Consider the following 22,859-nt stretch of genomic DNA (forward strand, 5'->3'; position numbering starts at 1 on the left):
AAAGCAAAATCACCCTCTTAATTTTCATTTGAAATTAAGAGGGTGATTTTTACTTATTTCATAGTAGCTTGTGGTGAGTATTTTTGTATAGCTTGATTTATCTTCTCTTGCTCAGCAGCAGGAGTAGGATAAAGGCCACGTTCGTGCATGATATTAAATACTTGATATTGAAGATCATGCTCTTCATTTAATATATTCATATAGGTGTCACGAAGATCTTTGTGAACACATTCATTTGCAAATAAATTGTAATTAGCTGTTTCTTCTTTTTGAGCGCAAAGAGCGTCATGAAGCATTTCTTTATCGCCAAAACATGTTGATTGTTCCATAAGACACCTCCTTATTTAAGTTTTGCATAAATTGCATCGAAATGTTGTTGATGTTTTTGTGAAATACTTGAGAATGTTTGTTTTAACTCTTGATCATTCGTAGAGTTTGCTAACATCTGAAATTTCTTAACTAATTGTTCTTCGCCATCTAGTAAATCATTCATAGAAGACAATTCTTTTGCTGTTAAATTAGCCATAATGTATTTTACCTCCTTATTTATTTACAAGCTTATTATGTCTCAATTATCAAAAATAATGTAAAAAAATAATATAAAATTATTTATATACAGGCTGATTAGATAACTTCTTATATATAGAGAGGAAAGTGCAGTGTTATTTAAGAAATCTGTACAAAATAGAGGTTAGCAAAAACACTGAATAGCTAATTTCTAATAATTAGTAAAATTAACATTATGTATATACATAAAATTCAAGTTTAATTCCGACACTATAATTAAGTTTAGTTTGTTTTACTTTTGTAATATCAAATACAAATAATTACAGTAGAGGAAGGTTGTATATGCATAAAAAATTATCAAAGGATGCTTATGGTGGCGTTCAGGGCAAGAATTATGTGCCATATGTGTCGAGTGGTTCCAAATCAGGTGGAAATATTGCTATATTAATCATTGGTATTCTATTAGCAGCTTTGTTTGCAGCGTCAACAGCATATTCAGGTATGAAATCAGGTCTTACTGTAGCGGCTGGTATTCCAGGTTCAATTATAGGATCTGCATTCATCGCTATATTTGCTAAGCAAAAGGGCATACTTGGTAAGAATCTGGTACAAGGTATGTCAAGTGGTGGTGAAGCGGTTGCCAGTGGTATTATATTTGTATTACCTGCAATTCTTTTGATTGGAGGAAACATTTCTTTCCTAGAAGGTTTTATCGTAAGTATCGGTGGTGTGCTTTTTGGTATGGGAATAGCTTCTCTTGTATATAAGAATTTGGTTGTAGAAGAACATGGTAACTTAATGTTTCCCGAGTCTATGGCAATATCAGAAACTCTTGTAGCATCAGAAGGTGCTGGAGAATCGATGAAATATATGGGAATAGGCTTTGCCGTTAGTGGTGTTATTAGTCTTGTCACGGGTTCTTTTCTTAATGTAGCAAATAATGTAATCAGTTATGTAAATGAAAAATTCTATAAATGGAAATTAGAAGTAGAAGTTAACCCACTATTATTAGGAATTGGATTTATTGTAGGTATAGAAGTATCGTTAACGATGTTTGCAGGTTCTGTATTAGCCAACTTTGCTATTATGCCGCTTATTAGTTACTTTGCAGATTTTGCAAGAGAAGGCGAGCGAGTATGGAATGACCCAAGTGTAGCTCTTGGTGGTATGCAAGTAAATCAGATTTCTGGTAGTTATGTCAAATACATCGGTGCTGGTATGATGCTTTCTGGTGGTTTAATCGGTGCAATTAAACTGATACCAACAATCGTAGTCTCTATTAAAGAAACGGTTAGTGCTAAGTCTACAGATCAAGCAGGAAAATCCTCATTTGCTAGTTTGATACTAATTGGTGGTATTATTGTAGGATTTATAGCAGGATTTTTTATATCAGATGGTAATTTTGTAATGGCTATTATCGGATCGATTTTGTCATTCTTTTTGTCCTTATTATTCGTTATTGTATCAGGAAGATTAACAGGAACAATTGGAACATCAAACTTACCAGTATCAGGTATGACTATTGCGTCTTTGGTAATTGTAACGTTACTTTTTGTTATTATGGGTTGGATTAGCCCAGGGCACAATAAGTCGTTACTATTGTTTGGAACGTTCATAGTAACTGCAATATCAATTGCGGGTGGTTATAGTCAATCTCAAAAGGTTGCATTCATCATTGGTGGTGAAAAAAATGAGATGGATAAATATTATCTAGTGGCAAGTTTGGTAGGTGTTACGGTAGTAATCGGTGTAATATTATTGCTTTCAAATCAACTTGCTATTACAGGAGATAACGTTCCTTTTGCACTACCACAAGCTAATTTGATTTCAACATTAACTTCAGGAATTATGTCTGGTGAATTACCTTGGCATATGGTTATTGTTGGAGCAATCATCGGAATCGTTTTGTTTTTGTTGAAACTTCCAATCATGACAATTGCAATTGGTTTTTATCTTCCAATCGCTACGACTTCCATTATATTGGTGGGTGCTATTGTTCGTTTATTTGTAGAAAAGATGTCTAAATCAGAGCAGGAGAAAGAAACTAGAGTAGGAAATGGAATTAGTTTATCTTCTGGTCTTGTAGCCGGAGGATCCATTATTGGTCTTGTTGGTATTATTCTTCAAGTCTTAGGAGTTATAAAAGGAACTGGTCCAAAAGGTTTTGCAGCGTCGAATGGAATGGGTTATATATTATTAGTGGTCTTAATTATATTAACAATACTTCCTTTGATTAAGAATAAAGCAAACAATGCTAGAGAATAATTAAATATAAAATAAAGCTGTCGTTAATGATACGGCAGCTTTTTCTTTAATTAAAGTTTAGTAAAAGAACTTTTCTGAAAATCATTAGTGACTTTAATATACGATTGGTATATAATTTAACGGATATCGTTTATTAGCATAGTGTTATGACTAGTATTATAACGAAAAAATGCAAAGGAGAAAGTTGAATGACTTCAATATTATTAGCGGTAATATACATAGCTTTCATAAGCTTAGGATTGCCTGACTCGATTTTAGGTTCTGCATGGCCTACCATGTATGGTGAGTTTAATGTAGCAGTTTCCTATGCTGGTATTATTAGTATGATTATAGCTGGAGGTACTATTGTATCCAGTCTCTTTAGTGATAAAGTAATACGTAGATTAGGAACCGGTTTAGTAACAACAATAAGTGTTGCAATGACTGCGGTTGCACTGATGGGATTTGCCTATTCTGGATCATTCTGGCAATTGTGTTTATGGGGTATTCCTTATGGATTAGGAGCAGGAAGTGTTGATGCAGCACTGAATAACTTTGTTGCCTTACATTACAAATCACGTCATATGAGTTGGTTACATTGCTTTTGGGGAATAGGTGCAACCGCTGGTCCATTTATTATGGGACTGTGTTTAACGAATGGATTAAGATGGAATTCTGGCTATCAAACCATCGGTATTATTCAGATAATTCTTGTAGCTGGCTTAGTCCTTTCCTTACCACTATGGAAAGCAAAACATAAAGAAAATAAAGATGGGGCGGTTGAATCAAAAAGTCTAAGCCTAAAACAGACGATTAAGCTTCCTGGTGCAAAGGCTATTTTGGTTGCTTTCTTATGTTACTGTTCCATAGAATCGACAGCAGGATTGTGGGCTAGTAGCTACATGGTTTTATATAAAGGGATTAATCCTCAAACTGCGGCCAAATGGGCATCCCTATTTTATCTAGGCATTACGATAGGAAGATTTATTAGCGGTTTTATCACGGACAAATTAGGTGATAAGAATATGGTAAGGCTAGGGCAAGTACTTGCTGCAATTGGTATTATGGTTATGTTATTACCATTAAGTAATACAGCAACACTTGTCGGGTTAATTTTATTAGGTTTAGGTTGTGCACCAATTTATCCAAGTTTATTACATGCAACACCAGACAATTTTGGTGCAGATAAGTCGCAATCCATTATGGGAATGCAGATGGCATGTGCATATGTTGGTAGCACAATCATGCCTCCGATTTTTGGCTTTCTAGCAGACATAATCAGTATCCAATTATATCCATTTTATATGATGATATTTGTTGTGCTAATGGTAGTAATGGTTGAAAGAATGAATAAAGTTCATAACTAATAAATGATATGTTCTCGGTCCTTTACGATTAATAAGATGCGACCGTGAAGAAGTAGGTCGACTTTGCAATGAGGTATATGAAGAAGTCGACCTAATTTAACGTTGTATATAAGTAACTATAGTTTTATTTGCTTTATTTTAACGCAAGAAGAATTGACATTCAAAAAATTATATTTTATAATAGGTAAATCGAGTAGCGATTGCGTAAGTCCAGATATTATCTTCTGGATGCGCTTTTTTTTTGACTAAAATAAATGATATTTGAACTAAATTTTACAAAGGAGATGAGCAGAGTCAATGTATAAACAACTTGCTAAATCAATACGGGAATTTAAGAAAGATTCCATTAAGGCTCCCGTATTTATCACACTAGAGGTGCTTTTAGAGTGCACCATACCTTTTGTTATTGCTCAGCTTGTGAACCAAATTAAAGCAGGCTGTGAATTCCGAGTGATTGCCATGTATGGAATAATTCTGGTGGCAATGGCGGGATTATCATTAACATTTGGAATAATTGGAGGAATTGCAAGTGCCACTGCATCAAGTGGTTTTGCACGAAATCTAAGAAAGGATATATATTATAAGATACAGACGTATTCTTTTGAGAATATGGACCGTTTCTCTACATCATCTTTGGTTACTAGACTAACCACAGATGTGTCCAATGTTCAGAATGCTTATATGATGATTATTCGAGCAGCTATTCGATTTCCATTAATGCTAGTATTTGCATTCATTATGGCTTTTGTTATGGGTGGAAAAATGGCATTCATATTCTTAGTCGTTGTTCCTATTTTAGGTTTTGGCCTTTTTCTTGTAATCCGCAAAGTAATGCCGATCTTCAAAAAAGTATTCCGTAAGTATGATGCATTAAATACCTCAATACAAGAAAATGTAAAAGGGATGCGAGTAGTTAAATCCTATGTTCGAGAAGAGTATGAAAAGAAGAAATTTGATGGGGCAGCTAGTGATATATGTGCCGACTTTACTAGAGCAGAGAAAATCTTAGCCATCAACAACCCATTAATGCAGTTTTGTCTATATACCGTTATGGTTTTTGTTTTGTTCTTTGGATCATATACAATTATAACTTCACAAGGAATGGATTTAGATGTAGGACAGTTTTCAGCGTTATTAACTTACAGTTTTCAGATTCTTAGTAGTTTAATGATGCTATCTATGGTGTTTGTTATGATTACAATGGCAAGTGAATCAGCAAGCCGTATTATAGAAGTCCTAGACGAGGACAGTAGTCTTGCTAACCCATTAGATGGTCAGAAAATTGTGAAAGATGGTTCTATAGATTTTGAACGTGTAAGTTTTAAATATTCAGAAACCGCAAAGAAAATGTCTCTTGCTGATATTAATCTGCATATAAACTCTGGTGAGACCATTGGCATTATTGGAGGTACAGGAGCTTCTAAAACCTCTTTAATTCAATTAATACCACGTCTTTACGACACGACAGAGGGTGTTGTTAAGGTTGGGGGAATTGATGTTAAAGACTATGATTTGGAAGCATTACGTAATCAGGTAGCAGTAGTATTGCAAAAAAATGTACTTTTCTCTGGTTCAATCAAGGAGAATTTACGATGGGGTAATAAAGAAGCTACCGATGAAGAAATTATAGAGGCTTGTAAATTAGCACAAGCGGATGAGTTTATTCAGAATTTCCCTAATGGATACGATACGTACATTGAGCAAGGCGGTAGCAACGTTTCTGGAGGACAGAAGCAGCGTCTATGCATTGCTAGAGCTTTACTCAAGAAACCAAAGGTCTTAATTCTAGATGATTCAACAAGCGCGGTAGATACTAAGACTGATGCCATGATTCGAAAGGCTTTAAGAGAATTCATTCCGGAAACAACGAAAATTATTATTGCTCAAAGAACAGCATCTGTTGAAGATGCAGACCAAATTATCGTTATGGATGGTGGTTCCATTAGCGGTATTGGAACACATGCCGAACTCCTAAAGAATAATCCAATATACAAAGAGGTATATCTATCTCAGAATAAGGCAGGTGAACAGGATGAAGAATAATACAAGTAATAATCGAAAAGGTGTTATGGGACGTTTGATTAAGACAATATTTGAATTTTATCCAGTTTTATTACCAATCGTAGTTGGTTGTATAATATTCAATGCTATTGTTTCAGCAATCCCTGCCGTCTTCATGCAAAATATTATAGCATCGGTTGAAAACACTTGGCAAAGTGGAGATTGGAAGGCAGTCTCAGGTGAAATTACACAGCTTGTACTCTTATTGGTTGTATGCTATGTACTTTCGCTAATTGCTTCCTTTACCTTTAATCGCTTGATGGCTATCATAACACAGGGTTCTTTGAAGAAATTCCGTATTAAGATGTTTAATGGAATGCAAGATTTACCAATTAAGTACTTTGATACCCATAATCATGGAGATATCATGAGTTATTATACAAACGATATTGATGCATTACGTCAGATGATATCGCAGAGTATACCACAACTTATGTCAGCTGGTATTATCGTTTTGTCGGTATTTTGTATTATGATGTATTATAGCATATGGTTGACTCTAGTTGTATTAGTTGGAGTAATCTTTATGTTTATCGTTACGAAAAAAGTAGGAGGTAATTCCTCCAAATATTTCATTCGTCAACAAATGGCTCTTGGAGAAGTAGAAGGATTTGTTGAAGAGATGATGAATGGGCAGAAAGTAATTAAAGTATTCTGCCATGAAGAAGAAAGTAAAGCGGATTTTGATAAAATCAACAATCGATTGTTCGAAGATTCCGAAAGTGCCAATAAGTATGCGAATACCCTAGGCCCAATATTGAATAACATCGGTAATGTACTTTATGTAGTTGTAGCGTTAACTGGCGGTTTGTTAATGATATCTAAAGCACCAAATCTAAGTATATCTGGACTTGCTATGGGTATTAGCATTGTAGTTCCATTCCTCAATATGACGAAGCAGTTTGCCGGTAATATAAATCAGGTATCGCAACAAATTAATGCAGTTGTTATGGGTCTTGCAGGAGCAAAACGTATATTTGAATTGATAGACGAACAACCAGAAGAAGATCATGGTTATGTTACTTTAGTTAATGCAAGAGAAGAAGCTGGACAGATTGTGGAATGTAATGAGCGCACAGGTATGTGGGCATGGAAACATCCTCACAAAGATGGAACAGTAACGTATGAAAGATTAACAGGTGATGTTCGTATGTATGATGTGGACTTTGCATACGAAGAAGACAAAACAATCTTACACAACATCACGTTATATGCAGAACCAGGTCAAAAGATTGCTTTCGTAGGTGCCACTGGTGCGGGAAAAACGACTATTACGAATCTAATCAACCGTTTCTATGACATAGCGGATGGTAAGATCCGTTACGATGGAATTAATATCAATAAGATCAAGAAAGAGGATCTTCGCAGGTCCCTTGGCGTAGTATTACAGGAAACTAATCTATTCACGGGAACTGTTATGGATAATATCCGTTATGGTAAGTTAGACGCCACGGATGAAGAATGTATCGATGCAGCGAAGTTAGCTGGTGCTGATGACTTTATAACACGCTTACCAAAAGGATATGAAACACCACTAAGTAGTAATGGATCTAATCTTTCACAAGGACAGCGTCAGCTCCTAGCCATTGCACGTGCAGCGGTCGCCAATCCGCCTGTTATGATTCTTGACGAGGCTACGTCCTCCATAGACACTCGTACAGAAGTAATTGTACAACGTGGTATGGACGCATTAATGAAAGGACGTACTGTATTCGTAATCGCCCATAGACTATCTACGGTTAAGAATTCAGATGTTATCATGGTGCTAGAACAAGGACATGTTGTGGAAAGAGGTAATCACGATCAGTTGATAGCAGAGAAAGGAAAATATTACCAATTGTATACAGGTGCCTTTGAGTTAGAATAAGAAAAACAACTTGTACAAATGAGGAAATAGCGAAGAAAGTCGAACCTTTTCTCAAAAAGTCGAATATACTATTGTAAACATGTATTTATTGGTTATAGATATGAATAGTAATGAAATCGATTTTGAGGTTATACAAAGAGATTTAAAACATAGAATGTATCAATATATAGGTTCGGGGTCATCAAGAAGTGTATTTGATCTGGCTAATGGTTATGTGGTGAAGGCGGCAATAAACCATGGGGGTCTTACTCAAAACCAGATGGAATATAACGTGTATAACCAAGAAAAAACAGCGTTTTTTGCTCCGATACTTACTATATCTGATAATTCTATGTTTTTAATAATGAAAAAAGGCGAACGATTATGGAATATTAATCAAGTATCGCAGTACTATAACGTTAATAATATAAGAGAATTAGTAGACAATTCTTATTTCATCAGGATAAGAAAAACCTATGGGTTAGCTGCTGGAGACTTGGTAAGGAAGTCTAGTTGGGGAATGATTGACCAAGTCCCTGTATTGGTTGACTATGGCTATACTGGTCGTAGAAGAGGTCGGAGATAAATCATAAGGAAGGCAATATGTAAGTAATTTCTTGCATATTGCCTTCCTTATTTTGTTATTATACAATATAGAGTAGAAATTCTAAAGAAAGTTTTATATTACGGCTCTAAAATACAGAGCCAAAGCACCAACGACTTCATACAGTAGCTCATCGAACTATGTTTGACATTAACATTAGTCAAGTTTATATGTGCGAATAGACGCAGGTAAGTTTTACGAGAGGCCTTTGACACTCAAGTCAGTTAAGAGGATTAATACACTTATGTTTTTAATGGAGGATAACAATGCCAAAAGTTGTAAGAAGAGGGTATCAAAAGGAAGATACCTATGAATTTCAAGATGAAGAGAAGACTAAGTTAGAGAAAGCTGCCTATGAATTATATTTTCTATTAAATCAAGGGTATCCTATTAAACAAGCCACAACCTTTATCGGGAACCACTATATGTTCTCGGAGAGGCAGCGTTTGGCATTAGTCCGAACCATATCTTCCTATGAAGATTGTATAAGTAGATTCACCAAACAAATTACTACGTTTCATGATGTTAAAACCGTGCATATTGATGGCTTTAACACGATTATCACACTGGAAGTCGCATTATCTGGTTCTCCCATATTCAAATCGTTAGATGGCACCATACGGGATCTGGCTGGGCTTCGGGGAAATTATCGGATTATAGATAAAACGGATAAAGCAATCCATCTAATCTATCAGTGGCTCAGATCGAAGGAGATTAAGGAAGCCATCTTTTACTTGGATTCTCCTGTGTCAAATTCAGGTAGATTAGCAAATGTGGTAAAAGAAATCGCTGAGACGTATGAATTGCAAGTGCAAACTTACGTGATTCCAGATGTCGATAGAACATTAGAAAAGCAAGCCAATGTAGTTACCAGTGACGCAATCATTCTTAATAAATGTGTCAGTTGGTTGAATATGAATTCGGAGATAATTGAACAAATTAATGAGGTTTGGGAAGTTTCCCTTTGTAGCAAGGTTGTAAAACAAGAAGGCATATTTAAAGCATAATGGCTTGAACATAGTGAAAGCCAGCACCTTGAGATGCTGGCTTAGTAACAATGGCTTATAGCCGCAGAGTAAACCACCTTTTTTACAGGTGTTGCTGATTGGGGATAACGTAAAGAGTTATTCTGCAGCAGGTTTGAATGCTTCATAGTGTATTCCATCTGACGTATATCCTTCTCCGATTTTAATCATTCCATCTTCATTAACATCAGTTTCATCATATATGTTACCAGTAAAGTCATATATGTCTACTCCATCTGCACCGACTTTATTTACTTTAACATTGATAACACTAGCATTGGAAAATGGTATTGGTGCCAATACAATAAGTAATAATAATAAGCATAACCCTATCTTCATTTTTTTCTTCATTGATAAGACCTCCTTGCAGGTAAATTATAACATTATTATCCTGCAAATGGTATAATTAATTTGTGATTTATTATATTTTTATATAGACAAGTATGTAATAATTCTTTAAGATATAGGATATGATGCTAAAGATAAAATCGCAATGGAGGATTGACATGACAGAGAAAGAAAAAGCAGCGGCAGGATACCTATACGATAACAACTATGACAAAGAGTTAGTAAAAGAAAGAACAGCATGTAAAGACAAATGCTATAAATTTAATCAATTAATGCCGTCGCAATATGAAGAACAAAAAGCGTTAATAAAAGAAATTATGGGAAAGACAAAGGATAATTTTGTGATTACAGCACCCTTTTGGTGTGACTGTGGCTATAACATAGAAATCGGAGAGAATTTTTACTCCAATCATAATTGTGTAATTCTAGATTGCGCCAAGGTTGTTTTTGGTGATAATGTATTCATTGCACCGAATTGTTGTTTCTCAACAGCAGGACACCCAATTGATGCGAAGCAGAGAAATCAAGGACTGGAATATGCATATCCAATTACTGTTGGTAATGATGTATGGTTTGGAGCGGGCGTAGTAGTTCTTCCAGGAGTTACAATTGGAGATAATACCGTTATTGGAGCGGGTAGTGTGGTAAATAAAGATATTCCTTCTGGTGTTATTGCAGTGGGTAATCCATGTAAGCCAATTCGTGAGATTACAGAAGCGGATAAAGAGAAATATAAGATGTTAAAATAGTTGGTTGGAGCGTGTGGAGGGGAAAACAATGGTTAGCATTTATGATTGGTTTGGATATGGGGTGCCAATAAAAGAACGATATAAATTGATAAAAGAAGCCGGGTTTGAAGCAGTTCTGTTGTGGTGGAGTGATGGATTTGGACGTGGAGCAGGTTATCGTGAAGGTGTGAAGTTAGCAAGAAGTGCTGGTTTGCTTATAGAGAACATACATACACCTGTACAACAGCAAAATGATTTATCACTTGATAATCTAGCTGGAGAGAGTCTTTTGGACTGCTATTTGCAATGTATCAAAGATTGTTCTGATTTTGATATACCCACTATGGTGGTGCATCTGCCAAGTGATCAATATCCACTTAATGAGTTAGGAATGAATCGAATAAAGAAAATAACAGAGATAGCAGAAGATTATAGAATTAAAGTGGCCATGGAAAATTTGTTTAATGTTAGCAATGTAGCAGGTGTTTTGGATTCAATCCCATCAGAACAAATAGGCTTTTGCTATGATTGTTGCCATCATGCAAATAATGAAACAGCAGGTGATTTATTAGGCAAATACGGTAATCGATTAATGGCATTACATTTACATGATAATGGTGGAGAAAAGAAACAGCATCAGTTACCTATGGATGGAAATATAGATTGGATTGATGTAATGAGAAAAATATCTGAAACTGGCTATAAAGGATCGACAGCCTTAGAACCTATGAACTGGGATTATGAAAATATATCTATAGAGGAATTTTTATTAAAAGCATTTGAAAAAGTGAAACGATTAGAAAAAATGAGGTTTGAATTATAGATAATTAGAATATGGTGTAGTAATAATTAGTTTGAAATAATCAATCTCTTAAAGTCAGGTAGGATATATTCTATTACGAATATATCCTACCTGTCTTTTGGTTATTAGACTGTACCTGATTACATTAGTTTAAGAGTTACATTATACATTTGTAGCTTGATATTATTCATATGGACTTTTAAGGGGCTTTTGAACAGCGTTCTCAGGAATGGTATCTTCAAATTTATAGAGTTCTGATCCATCGTTACTATATCCTAAAATATCAAATTTGGTTCCTTGGAAGCCATTCATATAGACCAACCAAATTCTATAATCGTCAGTTTCAATTATCTTAGCGTCTTTTATTTCAGAGTTATTATTTCGTTTCACACTAACTTTTTCTATCTTATCGTTTAATATTACCCCAAAGTATATTGGTAAAGAAGTTTTCTTAATTGCAGGAAAGTATTGAGCCGTTAGATCTATTCTGTCCAATCCCTCAAAAGAAGAAACTCCACTATATAAATCCTTATAGCCAAATATATTTTCGCTAACAAACGCAGTAGAAAGATATTTGTTAGAGTTATCTGTATTACTCATAAAAACAATACTTCCTTGAGCAGTCGGCTCCTCATGTATTATTTTTAAATTGCTATTGGATTCAATACCTAATGCTTGTTTGACACTATTTTTTCTACCACTGGAATGAATTACTATACCTATTACGATTACGAGTACAGCTACAATTAATGTACATATAATTATAATCTTCTTTTTAATACTAATCTCCCCCTTGCTTATGCCTAACAACAGTTTAACATGCTCATATATTTTATAATATCATAACAAACTTAATAAATTATTACAATGTTCTTATATGTAAATTCAAACTCTCAGAAAATGTATAAAACCAATTTATCATTACTGAGCCGTAGTGTGTTTGAGTCATAGTACTTTAATTATAAAAATTAAGCCTATCTTTCGAAAAACATAATAATCATAAGAAAGTGAAAATAACCTCGTTTTTCATACTGTAATATGCATAAAACACTCGCAAGATTTGTGGGCATTTTATACAATCACGTGTATTGTGGAATAAAATTACAGTACCTATAATGATACCAATAGAACACAAGCAATGTTACTAGCTGAGTAGATAACAGGTATGTTCTATCAAGAAATCAAACATAAAATAGTTGAAAATGGAGGTAAGTGCTATGAGACAGTTGGCTATCTACGGAAAAGGTGGAATTGGTAAATCAACAACAACACAAAACTTAACAGCAGGGCTAGCAGAGATGGGGAAACAAATTATGATTGTTGGCTGTGACCCGAAAGCAGATTCAACCAGACTAGTACTGGGTGGGCTTGCACAAAGAACCGTACTTGATACACTTCGTGAAGAAGGTGACGACATTGATCTTGACCAAATTATGAAAACTGGTTATGGAAATATTCGTGGTGTAGAATCTGGCGGACCAGAACCAGGTGTTGGTTGCGCAGGACGAGGTATCATCACATCAATTAACTTACTAGAACAACTTGGAGCTTACACCGATGATCTTGACTATGTATTCTATGACGTTCTTGGTGACGTAGTATGTGGTGGATTCGCAATGCCTATTCGTGAAGGTAAAGCGCAAGAAATCTACATCGTATGTTCTGGAGAGATGATGGCATTATATGCAGCTAACAATATTTCAAAAGGTATTTTAAAATATGCGTCAACAGGTGGTGTTCGTCTTGGTGGTCTTATCTGTAATTCAAGAAAGGTAGACGGAGAACAAGGTCTTGTTGAAGCAGTTGCAGCAAAGATTGGAACGCAGATGATACATTTTGTACCTCGTGACAATGCTGTTCAGCGAGCAGAGATTAACAAGAAAACTGTAATTGACTATAGCCCACAAGAACCACAAGCCGATGAGTATAGACAACTTGCTAAAAAAGTGGATGAGAACCAGATGCTGGTTGTTCCAAAGCCAATGAAGATTGATGAGCTTGAAGCAATCTTAATGGAACATGGAATGATGGAGTAATCAATAGGGAATTTGTGAAGATATAAAGATACATGAAGATACATAGTATAAAGATGTTGTTGTTTATAGAGGATAAGATCACAAAGTGATAGAGAGCTTCTATAAAAGAAAGGAGAAATTATGTACCTTATAAGATCAATCATTAGACCTGAAAAAGTGAATGAGGTTTTATCTGAATTATTATCAGCGGGATTTCCTGCTGTTACAAAGATGGATGTATATGGTAGAGGTAAACAAAAGGGAATCCGAATTGGAGATGTTACATATGATGAGATTCCTAAAGAGATGCTTTTGATGGTAGTTAAGGATGAAGATAAAGATGATGCCATAAAGATTATTATGAAATACGCTAGAACAGGTGCGAATGGTAATTACGGTGATGGTAAGATATTTGTTAGTCCGGTTGAAGAGGCTTATACAATCAGTACGAAAACTAAAGAATTATAGGGGGTGCTGCCATGAAAGAAGTCTTAATAATAGTTAGGCAAGATAAAGTGAGTAAGACAAAAGTAGCATTAACAGAAGCAGGAATTCTAGGTTTTACATGCAGAAAGGTCATGGGAAGAGGTAAGAAATTATTTTCTTCAGAATTGTGTTCTGTACTAGATAATGGTGATGTACCTACGAATTCAATTGGTGAGTGTTTTACGGAAGGAAGTCGTTTGATACCAAAACGTCTATTCGTAATTATGGCTCAAGATGAAGATGTAGATAAAATTATTGAAGCAACTATGGAAGTAAACAGTACAGGAAATCCTGGTGACGGTAAAATCTTTGTAATGCCGGTTATTACATCATATCGTATTAGAGATGGAAAGCAACAGGAAGACTCTGATTCCTATTAGGAAGGAGGTATAGAGTGAAAGATAAGTCTTTCACACGGCGATTTGGTACCCAAAGTCAACAAGTTGACTTGCACAAATTCGCCAGACTTTTGAAAGGGCATGGTGATTAATATGGTTTTACATGGAAACGAATTAAGAGATAAAGTTCTAGAAAAATATAGTGCAAAAGTATATAGAAACAGAAAGCAACATGTTCTATCCATTGATCCAGAAGCAAGCAATGAGATTACTGCAAACGTGCGTACCATACCTGGTATTATTACACAAAGAGGTTGTTGCTATGCGGGGTGTAAAGGTGTAGTTCTAGGTCCAATGAGTGACAATGCAATTATTGTACATGGGCCAATTGGTTGCTCTTTCTACACTTGGGGAACCAGAAGACATAAGCAAGTGGAAACAGACAGACATGGTGAACATGCAGATTGTTATGTGGAATATTGTTTTTCAACGGATATGCAAGAGCCGAATATCGTATTCGGTGGTGAGAAGAAACTAAAAAAGGCGATAGAGGAATGTATGGCGATCTATAAACCTAAGATGCTTAGTATCTGCTCCACATGTCCAGTTGGTCTTATCGGTGATGACATTCATGCGATTGCAAAATGGGCGAGAGAAGAATATCCGGGTTTAATGTGTATAGCATTCTCTTGTGAAGGTTACAAAGGCGTTACACAATCCGCAGGTCATCATATTGCCTCCAATCAAATCATTCGCTTTATTGTTGGTACTGGAGATCATAAACCACAGAAGAAATTCTCTGTCAATATTCTTGGTGAATATAATATCGGTGGTGATGGTTGGGAGATAGAAAGAATATTGAATCGATGCGGTATCGAAGTTGTTAGTGCTATGACGGGAACGAGTTGTTATAGAGATATGAAGAATGCGCACCTAGCAGATCTTAATTTAGTTCAGTGTCACCGTTCCATTAACTATGTAGCAGATATGATGAAAGATAAGTACGGAATGGACTGGATCAAGGTTAATTTCATCGGTGTTAATGCCACGAAAAAATCAATTCGTGCAATTGGTGCATATTTTAATGATCCCGAACTTAGTGCAAGGATTGAAGAAGTAATTGCAGATGAAGAGAATACAATCGCAGATGAAATGGAATACTACAAAAGTAAATTGAAGGGTAAGACCGCAGCTATATATGTTGGTGGTTCTCGCTCTCACCATTATCAATTATTATTGCAAGATCTAGGTATGTCAACGGTGCTAGCTGGGTATGAATTTGCACATCGGGATGATTACGAAGGACGAAGAGTAATACCTGATATTAAAGTCGATGCAGATTCTAAGAATATAGAAAACTTAAAGATTGAAGCAGATGAAAACTTATACAATCCAGATAGAATTACGCCAGAACATAGAGCAGAACTTGAAGCCAATGAAGATATTGATTTAAATGATTATCAAGGTATGTATCCAGATATGGAAGAAGGTTCTATTATAGCTGATGACTTGAATCATTTTGAAACGGAAGAATTTTTAAAGGCATTAAAACCTGATGTATTCTTCTCGGGTATTAAGGATAAGTTTGTAGTGCAAAAAGCGGGAATGTTATCAAGACAGATACACTCCTACGATTATCAAGGACCATATACTTGTTTTCAAGGAGCGGCTAGATTTGGTCATGACCTTGTAATGGGACTATATGTACCAGCCTGGAGCTTTATTAAAGCACCATGGAAGAATCAAGCCACACTAGTAGGTAAATTAGGAGGTGAGGTGTAATGCTTAATTATACTCCAAAAGAAATGGTAGAAAGAGAAGCTCTCGTTATCAATCCTTGTAAAACTTGTCAGCCAGTGGGTGCTTTGTATGCAGCACTGGGCGTGCATGGCTGCCTTCCCCACAGTCATGGTTCACAAGGGTGTGTGGCATTCCATAGAATGTATCTGACAAGACATTTTAAAGATCCAATTCAAGCGTCCTCCAGTTCATTCACAGAAGGTGCCTCTGTATTCGGCGGTGGATCGAATCTAAAGACAGCGGTTAAGAACATATTCGATCTGTATGATCCAGATATTGTGGCAGTACATACAACTTGCCTTTCTGAAACAATCGGTGATGATTTGAATGCCCTCTTAATTGATATAACCCCAACGCTCTCGGAAGGAAAGTATATCGTTCATGCGAATACTCCTAGTTATTTTGGTTCACATATTCACGGATTTTTCAATATGGTAAATGGATTCATGAAGTATCTTAGCGTCTCAACTGGTACTTCCAATGGAAAGCTTGCACTATTTCCAGGTTGGCTAAATCCGGGAGATTATCGAGAGCTTAAGAGACTTATGACGCAGATGAACGTACCATTTATTATGTTACCGGATACGGACGGAACAGTCGATACGCCTACGACTGGCGAGTATACAATGTATGAAAAAGGTGGCACTACAATAGAAGAGATTAAGTCTCTAGGAGATTGTAAAAGTTCTCTTGGAATAGGTTTGACAATATCAGCACCTAGTGTAGGCTTTCTTGATAAGAAATGTAAGGTAAAAGGAGATACGATACCATATCCAATTGGTATTGATGCTACAGATGCATTTATCTTAAAACTACAAGAATTTTCGGCAGAAGAAGTACCAGCAAGTGTTGAGAACCAAAGAGGTCATTTGGTAGATATGATGGTGGACACCCATCAATATACCTATGAAAAGAAAGTTGCAATCTATGGTGATCCAGATTTCGTTATCGGTATGATGGCATTATGTTTAGAACTAGGCATGATTCCAAAGTATTGTATTACTGGTACACCAAGTTTAACATTCGAGCAAGAAGGTAAGAGTCTGTTAGAAAAATACGGTGTTAAGGAAGAATGCAAAGTGCAAGCTGCGACGCAATTAAATACCACGACGGATCTTTTCTTGCTTCATCAATGGATTAAGAATGATGCAGTTGACCTATTAATCGGTGGTACCCATGGTAAACACATTGCAAGAGCAGAAGATATTCCACTAGTAAGAGCTGGATTTGATGTAATTGACCGTTATTGTCATTCCTACTTCCCGGTAGTTGGATATGAAGGAGCCATGCGTATGGTTGAGAAAATCACTAATGCACTTATGGATTATCAAGACAGCCATTGTGAAGAAAAAGATGTGGAGATGGTTATGTAAGAAAGTAGTAAAGTACGGGAGTCTAAATCATACAATCATAAAGATGCAGGAGTATACATAATATACTCTTGTTGTCTTATTATAATAAAGCTAATTCAGTGTAAGAGTGTTAATTCGGATCATGATTCGGGTGTCAAAGAGTCCAAGCGAGAGCGTGTTGCGAGTAACTACGTTTGTATAACATGCTCATACATAAATCTGTGCAAATTGACGAGACCAAAACTAGAAAGGAGTAATGCGAATGCAAATTGAAGAAAAGTATTTATCTGAATTTAAAGGTCAGAAATTTCTTCTGCTTGAAGACATGGAAGAGTTCGTTAAGAAAACGCTAGGAGCGTATGATGCATATGGTGAAAGAAATATTCTTTATGTAATTATGAAGCGAGGCGATAAAGAGGAACTGGAACTTAACTATTCTTTCTATGATAAGAACTATCATTTGGAAGTGTAATAATAGTCAAGAAGTAGTAGGCTATGAGGAAATAATCATACATAATAGTAATATTGAAATATGGTATACGTGCCATAGAAATTACCAATGGACTATTTATGAAAAAACTATTGACGAAACCACTGAAAAGGAATATTATTACAGAAATTCATAGCGAGGGTAGAGACGACGCCGTCTTTCTACCCTCGCTTTCTGCATACTATTGCGACATAAGGCAATGGAGAGAAATTAAAAACATTTCACATAAAATTGCCGAATTGGAAAGGAGCGTGTGTAATTATGGGAAAGAGCGGGGAAGTTAACGTTTTAGATGAAAGAAAGCAGTTTATCTTGTTCAAAAACGATGGAGGTTGTAGCGGGAATGGGATCAAATGTGATTCGGATTCGGTATCAGGTGCTGTTAGCCAACGTGCTTGTGTGTATTGCGGAGCGAGGGTAGTATTAAATCCTATTACAGATGCATACCACATTGTTCATGGTCCAATTGGGTGTTCAAGTTATACATGGGATATCAGAGGAAGTCTTTCTAGTGACAGCGATTTATACAGAAATAGCTTTTGTACAGATCTTCGTGAGACAGATGTTATATTCGGAGGAGAAAAAAAGCTTATTGCCGCAATCGATGAACTTGCTACGAAGCAAGAGGCAAAATTAATATTCGTATATGCAACTTGTATCGTGGGGGTTATCGGTGATGATGTTGAGGCTGTATGTAAGAATATGTCGAAGAAACATGGGATTAGGGTAATTCCAGTTAAATCCCCAGGATTCTCTGGTAATAAATCAACAGGATACAAGATGGCTTGTAATGCCATTATGCAATTGCTTTTACCATATCGAATCGAGCAAAAGATAGAAGGTGTGAATATATTAGGAGATTTTAACCTAGCTGGTGAGATGTGGATTATTAAGAACTATCTAGATAAGATTGGTGTTAACGTGGTATCAACATTCACTGGGGATGCCAATTATAAGAATATGTTAGAAGCTCCTAAAGCAACATTGAACATTGTGCAATGTGCAGGCTCATCCGTATATCTGGCAAACCGAATGGAAGAGGAGTTTTCAATACCATTCATTAAAGTTAGCTTCTTTGGTGTAGAGGACACATCAAGTTCATTAGTTCGAATTGCGGAGGCACTTAAGAATGAAGAGGCAAAGAAGAAAGCAATTGCATTTTCCAATGAAGAATCACTGAAGTTAGAAGGCTTCCTTGATCGGTATCGTAAGAATTTACGAGGTAAGAAAGTGGCCATTTATGTTGGCGGAGGATTTAAGGCAATTTCACTTATTAAACAATTTAATTTCATGGGTATGAAGACAGTTGTTGTAGGAACACAAACAGGAAAGAAGGACGATTACGAAATTATTGAACAGTTAGCCTCAGAAGATGCCGTTATTCTAGATGATGCAAATCCAGCAGAACTAGAAACCTTCATAAAGGAAAAGGGAGCAGATATCTTGGTTGGCGGTGTGAAGGAACGACCACTTGCATATAAACTTGGAATTGCATTCTGCGATCATAATCATGAAAGAAAACATGCACTCGCTGGCTTTGAAGGAGTGGATAATTTCACCAGAGAGATCAATCAAAGTATCAACAATCCAATGTGGCAATACATAAAAGAAAACAAGACTTTAGAGTGTGGGAAGGAGTGTAGCTTATGAAGACAAGAGTGCAACCGTTAGTTAATCTTACTGTTAACCCATGCAAGATGTGTATGCCAATGGGAGCGATGACAGCCTTCTATGGAATTAAGAATTGTGTCTCTATCCTCCATGGTTCACAAGGATGTAGTACTTACATAAGACGTCATATGGCAACACATTATAATGAGCCGATTGATATTGCCTCTTCTTCACTCACAGAACATGGAACGGTATACGGCGGAGAAGAGAATCTGAAAAAGGGACTGACGAATCTGATTGATCTATATCATCCACAGGTGGTTGGAGTAGCAACAACTTGTTTGGCAGAAACCATTGGAGAAGATATTAATCGAATTATTCAAACCTACTACGAAGAGAATCCAGACAAGAAAGAAGTAACAATTATTCCAGTACATTCAGCAGGTTACGGTGGAACACAATTTGAAGGTTATTTTGCTGCTTTAACCTCTATTGTATCAGAAGTTGAGATGGATACCAAATCGCATAATAAGATTAATATAATTTCCTCTTATATGAGTCCTGCTGATATGCGAACATTGAAGGATATTTGTGAGGCATTTGAGCTAGAGATTATCTTGTTACCAGATCTCTCAGAGAATCTTGATGGTGTATTTAAGGAGAAATACAGTAGATTACCTGAAAGTGGAACGGATATTGGAGATATTAAACAAATGGCTGGAGCAAGAGCTACCATTGAGATTAGCAACATGGATTTTGAGGCTTCCCCAGGTAAAGTCTTAAAAGAGAAGTATGGCGTACCGTATACTAGAGTAAACGTTCCAGTAGGATTACGCGATAATGATGCTTTGCTTCAATTACTATGTAAGATTGGTGGTAAGGAGATTCCCCAGGTATTGAAACAACAAAGAGGAAGATATCTAGATGCCATGATTGATAGCCATAAATATAACGCAGAAGGTAGAGCGGTGGTATTTGGAGAACCGGATTTCATAATCTCAATGATTCGAATCTGTGAAGAAAATGGTGTTATGCCAATGATTACCGCAACAGGTTCGGTATTCCCACATCTTGCTGATTATGTGAAAAACTCCATTGATGATATTGCAGAGCGCTATTTTATAGAAGATTATATGATTGCGGATGACGTAGATTTCAAAGATATTGAAACCGCTGCAAAGCATTATGGTTGCAATCTGATGATTGGTAATTCAGATGGTAGGAGAATAGAGGAACAATTACAAATTGCATTAGTAAGAAGAAGTTTTCCTGTTCATGACCGTGTTGGTGGTCAAAGGCTTAAGACAATTGGATATGAAGGCTCACTTACTTTATTAGATGAGATTTCTAATGTGATTTTATCAAGAAAGGAAACCACATTTAGAGAAGTGATTTATAAAGCCTATTATCATCAGGAAGAAAAACTTGAAACAATGCAGATGGATAACTCGAGTTACAAAGCGGATAATGCAAGTTGCAATATTGATAATACGAACATCACTGAGATAACTGAGCCGAATCAAGAGATAGAAATACCTATGACGATAGAGGATATAAGACGTCAAGAAATTCTGGCAAAGACAGCTACCCATCCTTGCTATAACTGTGCTGGTCACAAATATGCAACAATGCATCTACCAGTAGCTCCAAGATGTAATGTGCAATGTAATTACTGTGTACGTAAATTTGATTGTCCAAACGAAAGTAGACCCGGCGTTACGACTAAGGTGCTTACTCCAGAAGAGGCATTCGAAAAATACAAAGTAGTGAAGGAAAAAGTACCAAATCTAACAGTGGTAGGTATTGCAGGACCAGGGGATGCACTTGCTAATTTTGATGAGACAAAGAAAACGATGGAATTAATTAAGGAGTACGATCCAGATGTAACGTTTTGCTTATCTACCAACGGCTTGTTATTACCTACATATGCGAGTGAAATAATAAGTTTAGGAGTATCGCATATTACAGTTACAATCAATGCAGTGGACCCTAAGATTGCAGGTAAGATCTATAAGCACATAAACTTCATGGGTACCAAATACGAAGGTGAAAGTGCAGGTGCAATCCTACTATCAAATCAGTTAAGTGGATTACGTATATTAGTTGCGCATGGTGTTGTCTGTAAGGTCAACATTGTTTCGTTAAAGGGAATAAACGATACACATATTCCTAAGATTGTAGAGACAATGAAGGAAATTGGCTGCTATATTACCAACATCATGCCTATGATTCCAGTAGAAGGTAGTGTATTCGAGAATATGCCGTCCCTAACGAATAAAGAGATTGAGAAACTTCGTAAAGATTGTGGATTGATTATGAAGCAGATGACGCACTGTAGGCAGTGTAGAGCAGATGCAATTGGAACTTTAGACAATGACTTAAGTTTAGAATTCAGAGGTTACCAACCACAAGCAACAGAAACCACAGATGCGATGTATCGTTTTGCAGTTGCTAGCAGAAACGGTATGCATATCGACCAACATTTCGGTCATGTCAAGGAGTGGTATATCTATGAATATAAGAACGATTCCGTTTCTTATATAGAGAAGCGTAAGGTCGATCAGTATTGTGAAGGTAGTGATGTCTGTGATGATAAAGAGGATAAGATTACTGCGATTATTGAGACTATAGCAGACTGTAATGCTGTAATTGCTATGCGTATAGGAGAATCACCAAGAAAGCAGTTAGAAAAGAAGGATATAGCCGTTGTTGTAACGTATGATCGAATTGAGGAGGCGGTATTAAAGGCTGTACATAGTTTGATAGTTGATGAATCAAAAGAAATTAGTCATAGTAACTTAAATGTTAATGAATAAAAAGGAGATGAAAGCTATGGTACAACCAAAATTTCACGTATTTATATGCACAAGCTGCACAATAACAGGGCAACAAAGAGGATATTGCGCTAATAATCAAGCAGTTGATATCTTGCAAAAGTTTATGGAGGAAATCAGTGATCGGGATTTATCCAGCGAAATCGTCTTGAACAATACCGGTTGTTTTGGTATCTGCGACAAGGGACCAATTGCTGTTGTATATCCAGAAGGGGTTTGGTATGGGCACCTCACAGTAGATGATGTTGAGAGAATATTCGACGAACACTTTGAAGGTGGAACGCCAGTTGCAGATCTTATGCTGTGAAACTTCGGGCGATTACCTAAACTAAATGTAGTTTTATGTGCGAAGTTTGAGTAAATGGTTAAGGTGTCAAAAGTCCTCTAAAAAACTCGACTTC

21 protein-coding genes are annotated in these 22,859 nt (G+C 36.2%); 17 read left to right on the forward strand and 4 right to left on the reverse strand.

Annotation, left to right across the window (positions count from 1 at the left end):
• Positions 1 to 53 precede the first annotated feature (53 nt).
• Positions 54 to 329, reverse strand: coding sequence for a spore coat protein (locus BUB90_RS09060; protein WP_073286374.1), 276 nt, complete (start codon positions 327 to 329; stop codon positions 54 to 56).
• 11 nt (positions 330 to 340) lie between these two features.
• Complete coding sequence (locus BUB90_RS09065) at positions 341 to 526, reverse strand: ferritin family protein (RefSeq protein ID WP_073286378.1); 186 nt, start codon at positions 524 to 526, stop codon at positions 341 to 343.
• Positions 527 to 849: 323 nt separating this feature from the next.
• On the opposite strand from BUB90_RS09065, the gene BUB90_RS09070 reads away from it, so the two are divergent.
• From BUB90_RS09070 to BUB90_RS09095, 6 genes are all read left to right on the forward strand, one after another.
• Positions 850 to 2,772: an OPT family oligopeptide transporter gene (locus tag BUB90_RS09070; protein ID WP_073286381.1), complete on the forward strand. Its 1,923-nt coding sequence runs from the start codon at positions 850 to 852 to the stop codon at positions 2,770 to 2,772.
• Positions 2,773 to 2,960: 188 nt separating this feature from the next.
• A complete protein-coding gene (locus BUB90_RS09075) occupies positions 2,961 to 4,118 on the forward strand; it encodes an MFS transporter (protein WP_073286385.1) in 1,158 nt (385 codons plus the stop codon).
• A gap of 297 nt (positions 4,119 to 4,415) precedes the next feature.
• On the forward strand, positions 4,416 to 6,161 hold the full coding sequence (locus BUB90_RS09080; protein ID WP_073286388.1) for an ABC transporter ATP-binding protein: 1,746 nt from the start codon (positions 4,416 to 4,418) through the stop codon (positions 6,159 to 6,161).
• The gene (locus BUB90_RS09085; protein ID WP_073286391.1) at positions 6,151 to 8,046 is read left to right on the forward strand and encodes an ABC transporter ATP-binding protein; all 1,896 of its coding nucleotides are present in this window, start codon (positions 6,151 to 6,153) and stop codon (positions 8,044 to 8,046) included. Before BUB90_RS09080 ends, BUB90_RS09085 begins: the two co-directional genes overlap by 11 nt.
• A gap of 100 nt (positions 8,047 to 8,146) precedes the next feature.
• Entirely contained in the window at positions 8,147 to 8,611 is a 465-nt protein-coding gene (locus BUB90_RS09090; RefSeq protein ID WP_073286732.1) for a hypothetical protein, read from the forward strand.
• Positions 8,612 to 8,895: 284 nt separating this feature from the next.
• The gene (locus BUB90_RS09095; protein WP_073286394.1) at positions 8,896 to 9,636 is read left to right on the forward strand and encodes a DUF434 domain-containing protein; all 741 of its coding nucleotides are present in this window, start codon (positions 8,896 to 8,898) and stop codon (positions 9,634 to 9,636) included.
• Between the two features lie 117 nt (positions 9,637 to 9,753).
• Here BUB90_RS09095 and BUB90_RS09100 read toward each other — a convergent pair whose 3' ends face one another.
• Positions 9,754 to 10,005, reverse strand: a complete 252-nt coding sequence (locus tag BUB90_RS09100; protein ID WP_073286398.1) for a hypothetical protein — start codon at positions 10,003 to 10,005, stop codon at positions 9,754 to 9,756.
• Between the two features lie 155 nt (positions 10,006 to 10,160).
• Between BUB90_RS09100 and BUB90_RS09105 the strand changes: the two genes are divergently transcribed.
• Together BUB90_RS09105 and BUB90_RS09110 are read left to right on the forward strand one after the other, a co-directional pair.
• Positions 10,161 to 10,751, forward strand: coding sequence for a sugar O-acetyltransferase (locus BUB90_RS09105; protein WP_073286403.1), 591 nt, complete (start codon positions 10,161 to 10,163; stop codon positions 10,749 to 10,751).
• Positions 10,752 to 10,779: 28 nt separating this feature from the next.
• Positions 10,780 to 11,553: a sugar phosphate isomerase/epimerase family protein gene (locus BUB90_RS09110; RefSeq protein WP_073286406.1), complete on the forward strand. Its 774-nt coding sequence runs from the start codon at positions 10,780 to 10,782 to the stop codon at positions 11,551 to 11,553.
• 162 nt (positions 11,554 to 11,715) lie between these two features.
• Here BUB90_RS09110 and BUB90_RS09115 read toward each other — a convergent pair whose 3' ends face one another.
• The gene (locus tag BUB90_RS09115; RefSeq protein WP_139241732.1) at positions 11,716 to 12,132 is read right to left on the reverse strand and encodes a hypothetical protein; all 417 of its coding nucleotides are present in this window, start codon (positions 12,130 to 12,132) and stop codon (positions 11,716 to 11,718) included.
• Positions 12,133 to 12,749: 617 nt separating this feature from the next.
• Between BUB90_RS09115 and nifH the strand changes: the two genes are divergently transcribed.
• The 9 genes from nifH to BUB90_RS09160 all read left to right on the forward strand — a co-directional run bounded on the left by nifH (position 12,750) and on the right by BUB90_RS09160 (position 22,765).
• Positions 12,750 to 13,568, forward strand: a complete 819-nt coding sequence (gene nifH / locus BUB90_RS09120) for a nitrogenase iron protein (RefSeq protein ID WP_073286413.1) — start codon at positions 12,750 to 12,752, stop codon at positions 13,566 to 13,568.
• 120 nt (positions 13,569 to 13,688) lie between these two features.
• On the forward strand, positions 13,689 to 14,015 hold the full coding sequence (locus BUB90_RS09125; RefSeq protein ID WP_073286415.1) for a P-II family nitrogen regulator: 327 nt from the start codon (positions 13,689 to 13,691) through the stop codon (positions 14,013 to 14,015).
• A gap of 11 nt (positions 14,016 to 14,026) precedes the next feature.
• The gene (locus BUB90_RS09130; protein ID WP_073286417.1) at positions 14,027 to 14,413 is read left to right on the forward strand and encodes a P-II family nitrogen regulator; all 387 of its coding nucleotides are present in this window, start codon (positions 14,027 to 14,029) and stop codon (positions 14,411 to 14,413) included.
• 111 nt (positions 14,414 to 14,524) lie between these two features.
• Positions 14,525 to 16,153 (forward strand): nitrogenase component I subunit alpha, encoded by a 1,629-nt coding sequence (locus BUB90_RS09135; RefSeq protein ID WP_073286420.1) that lies wholly within the window; start codon positions 14,525 to 14,527, stop codon positions 16,151 to 16,153.
• Complete coding sequence (locus BUB90_RS09140) at positions 16,153 to 17,544, forward strand: nitrogenase component 1 (protein ID WP_073286422.1); 1,392 nt, start codon at positions 16,153 to 16,155, stop codon at positions 17,542 to 17,544. The genes BUB90_RS09135 and BUB90_RS09140 overlap by 1 nt, the downstream gene beginning before the upstream one ends.
• 241 nt (positions 17,545 to 17,785) lie before the next feature.
• The gene (locus tag BUB90_RS09145; protein ID WP_073286424.1) at positions 17,786 to 17,995 is read left to right on the forward strand and encodes a hypothetical protein; all 210 of its coding nucleotides are present in this window, start codon (positions 17,786 to 17,788) and stop codon (positions 17,993 to 17,995) included.
• 279 nt (positions 17,996 to 18,274) lie between these two features.
• Positions 18,275 to 19,663: a nitrogenase iron-molybdenum cofactor biosynthesis protein NifE gene (gene nifE / locus BUB90_RS09150; RefSeq protein WP_073286426.1), complete on the forward strand. Its 1,389-nt coding sequence runs from the start codon at positions 18,275 to 18,277 to the stop codon at positions 19,661 to 19,663.
• Positions 19,660 to 22,440, forward strand: a complete 2,781-nt coding sequence (nifB, locus tag BUB90_RS09155) for a nitrogenase cofactor biosynthesis protein NifB (protein ID WP_073286429.1) — start codon at positions 19,660 to 19,662, stop codon at positions 22,438 to 22,440. Before nifE ends, nifB begins: the two co-directional genes overlap by 4 nt.
• Positions 22,441 to 22,456: 16 nt before the next feature.
• On the forward strand, positions 22,457 to 22,765 hold the full coding sequence (locus BUB90_RS09160) for a 2Fe-2S ferredoxin (protein ID WP_073286431.1): 309 nt from the start codon (positions 22,457 to 22,459) through the stop codon (positions 22,763 to 22,765).
• Positions 22,766 to 22,859 lie beyond the last annotated feature (94 nt).

This window comes from Anaerosporobacter mobilis DSM 15930 (assembly GCF_900142955.1).
Lineage (GTDB): Bacteria > Bacillota > Clostridia > Lachnospirales > Lachnospiraceae > Anaerosporobacter > Anaerosporobacter mobilis.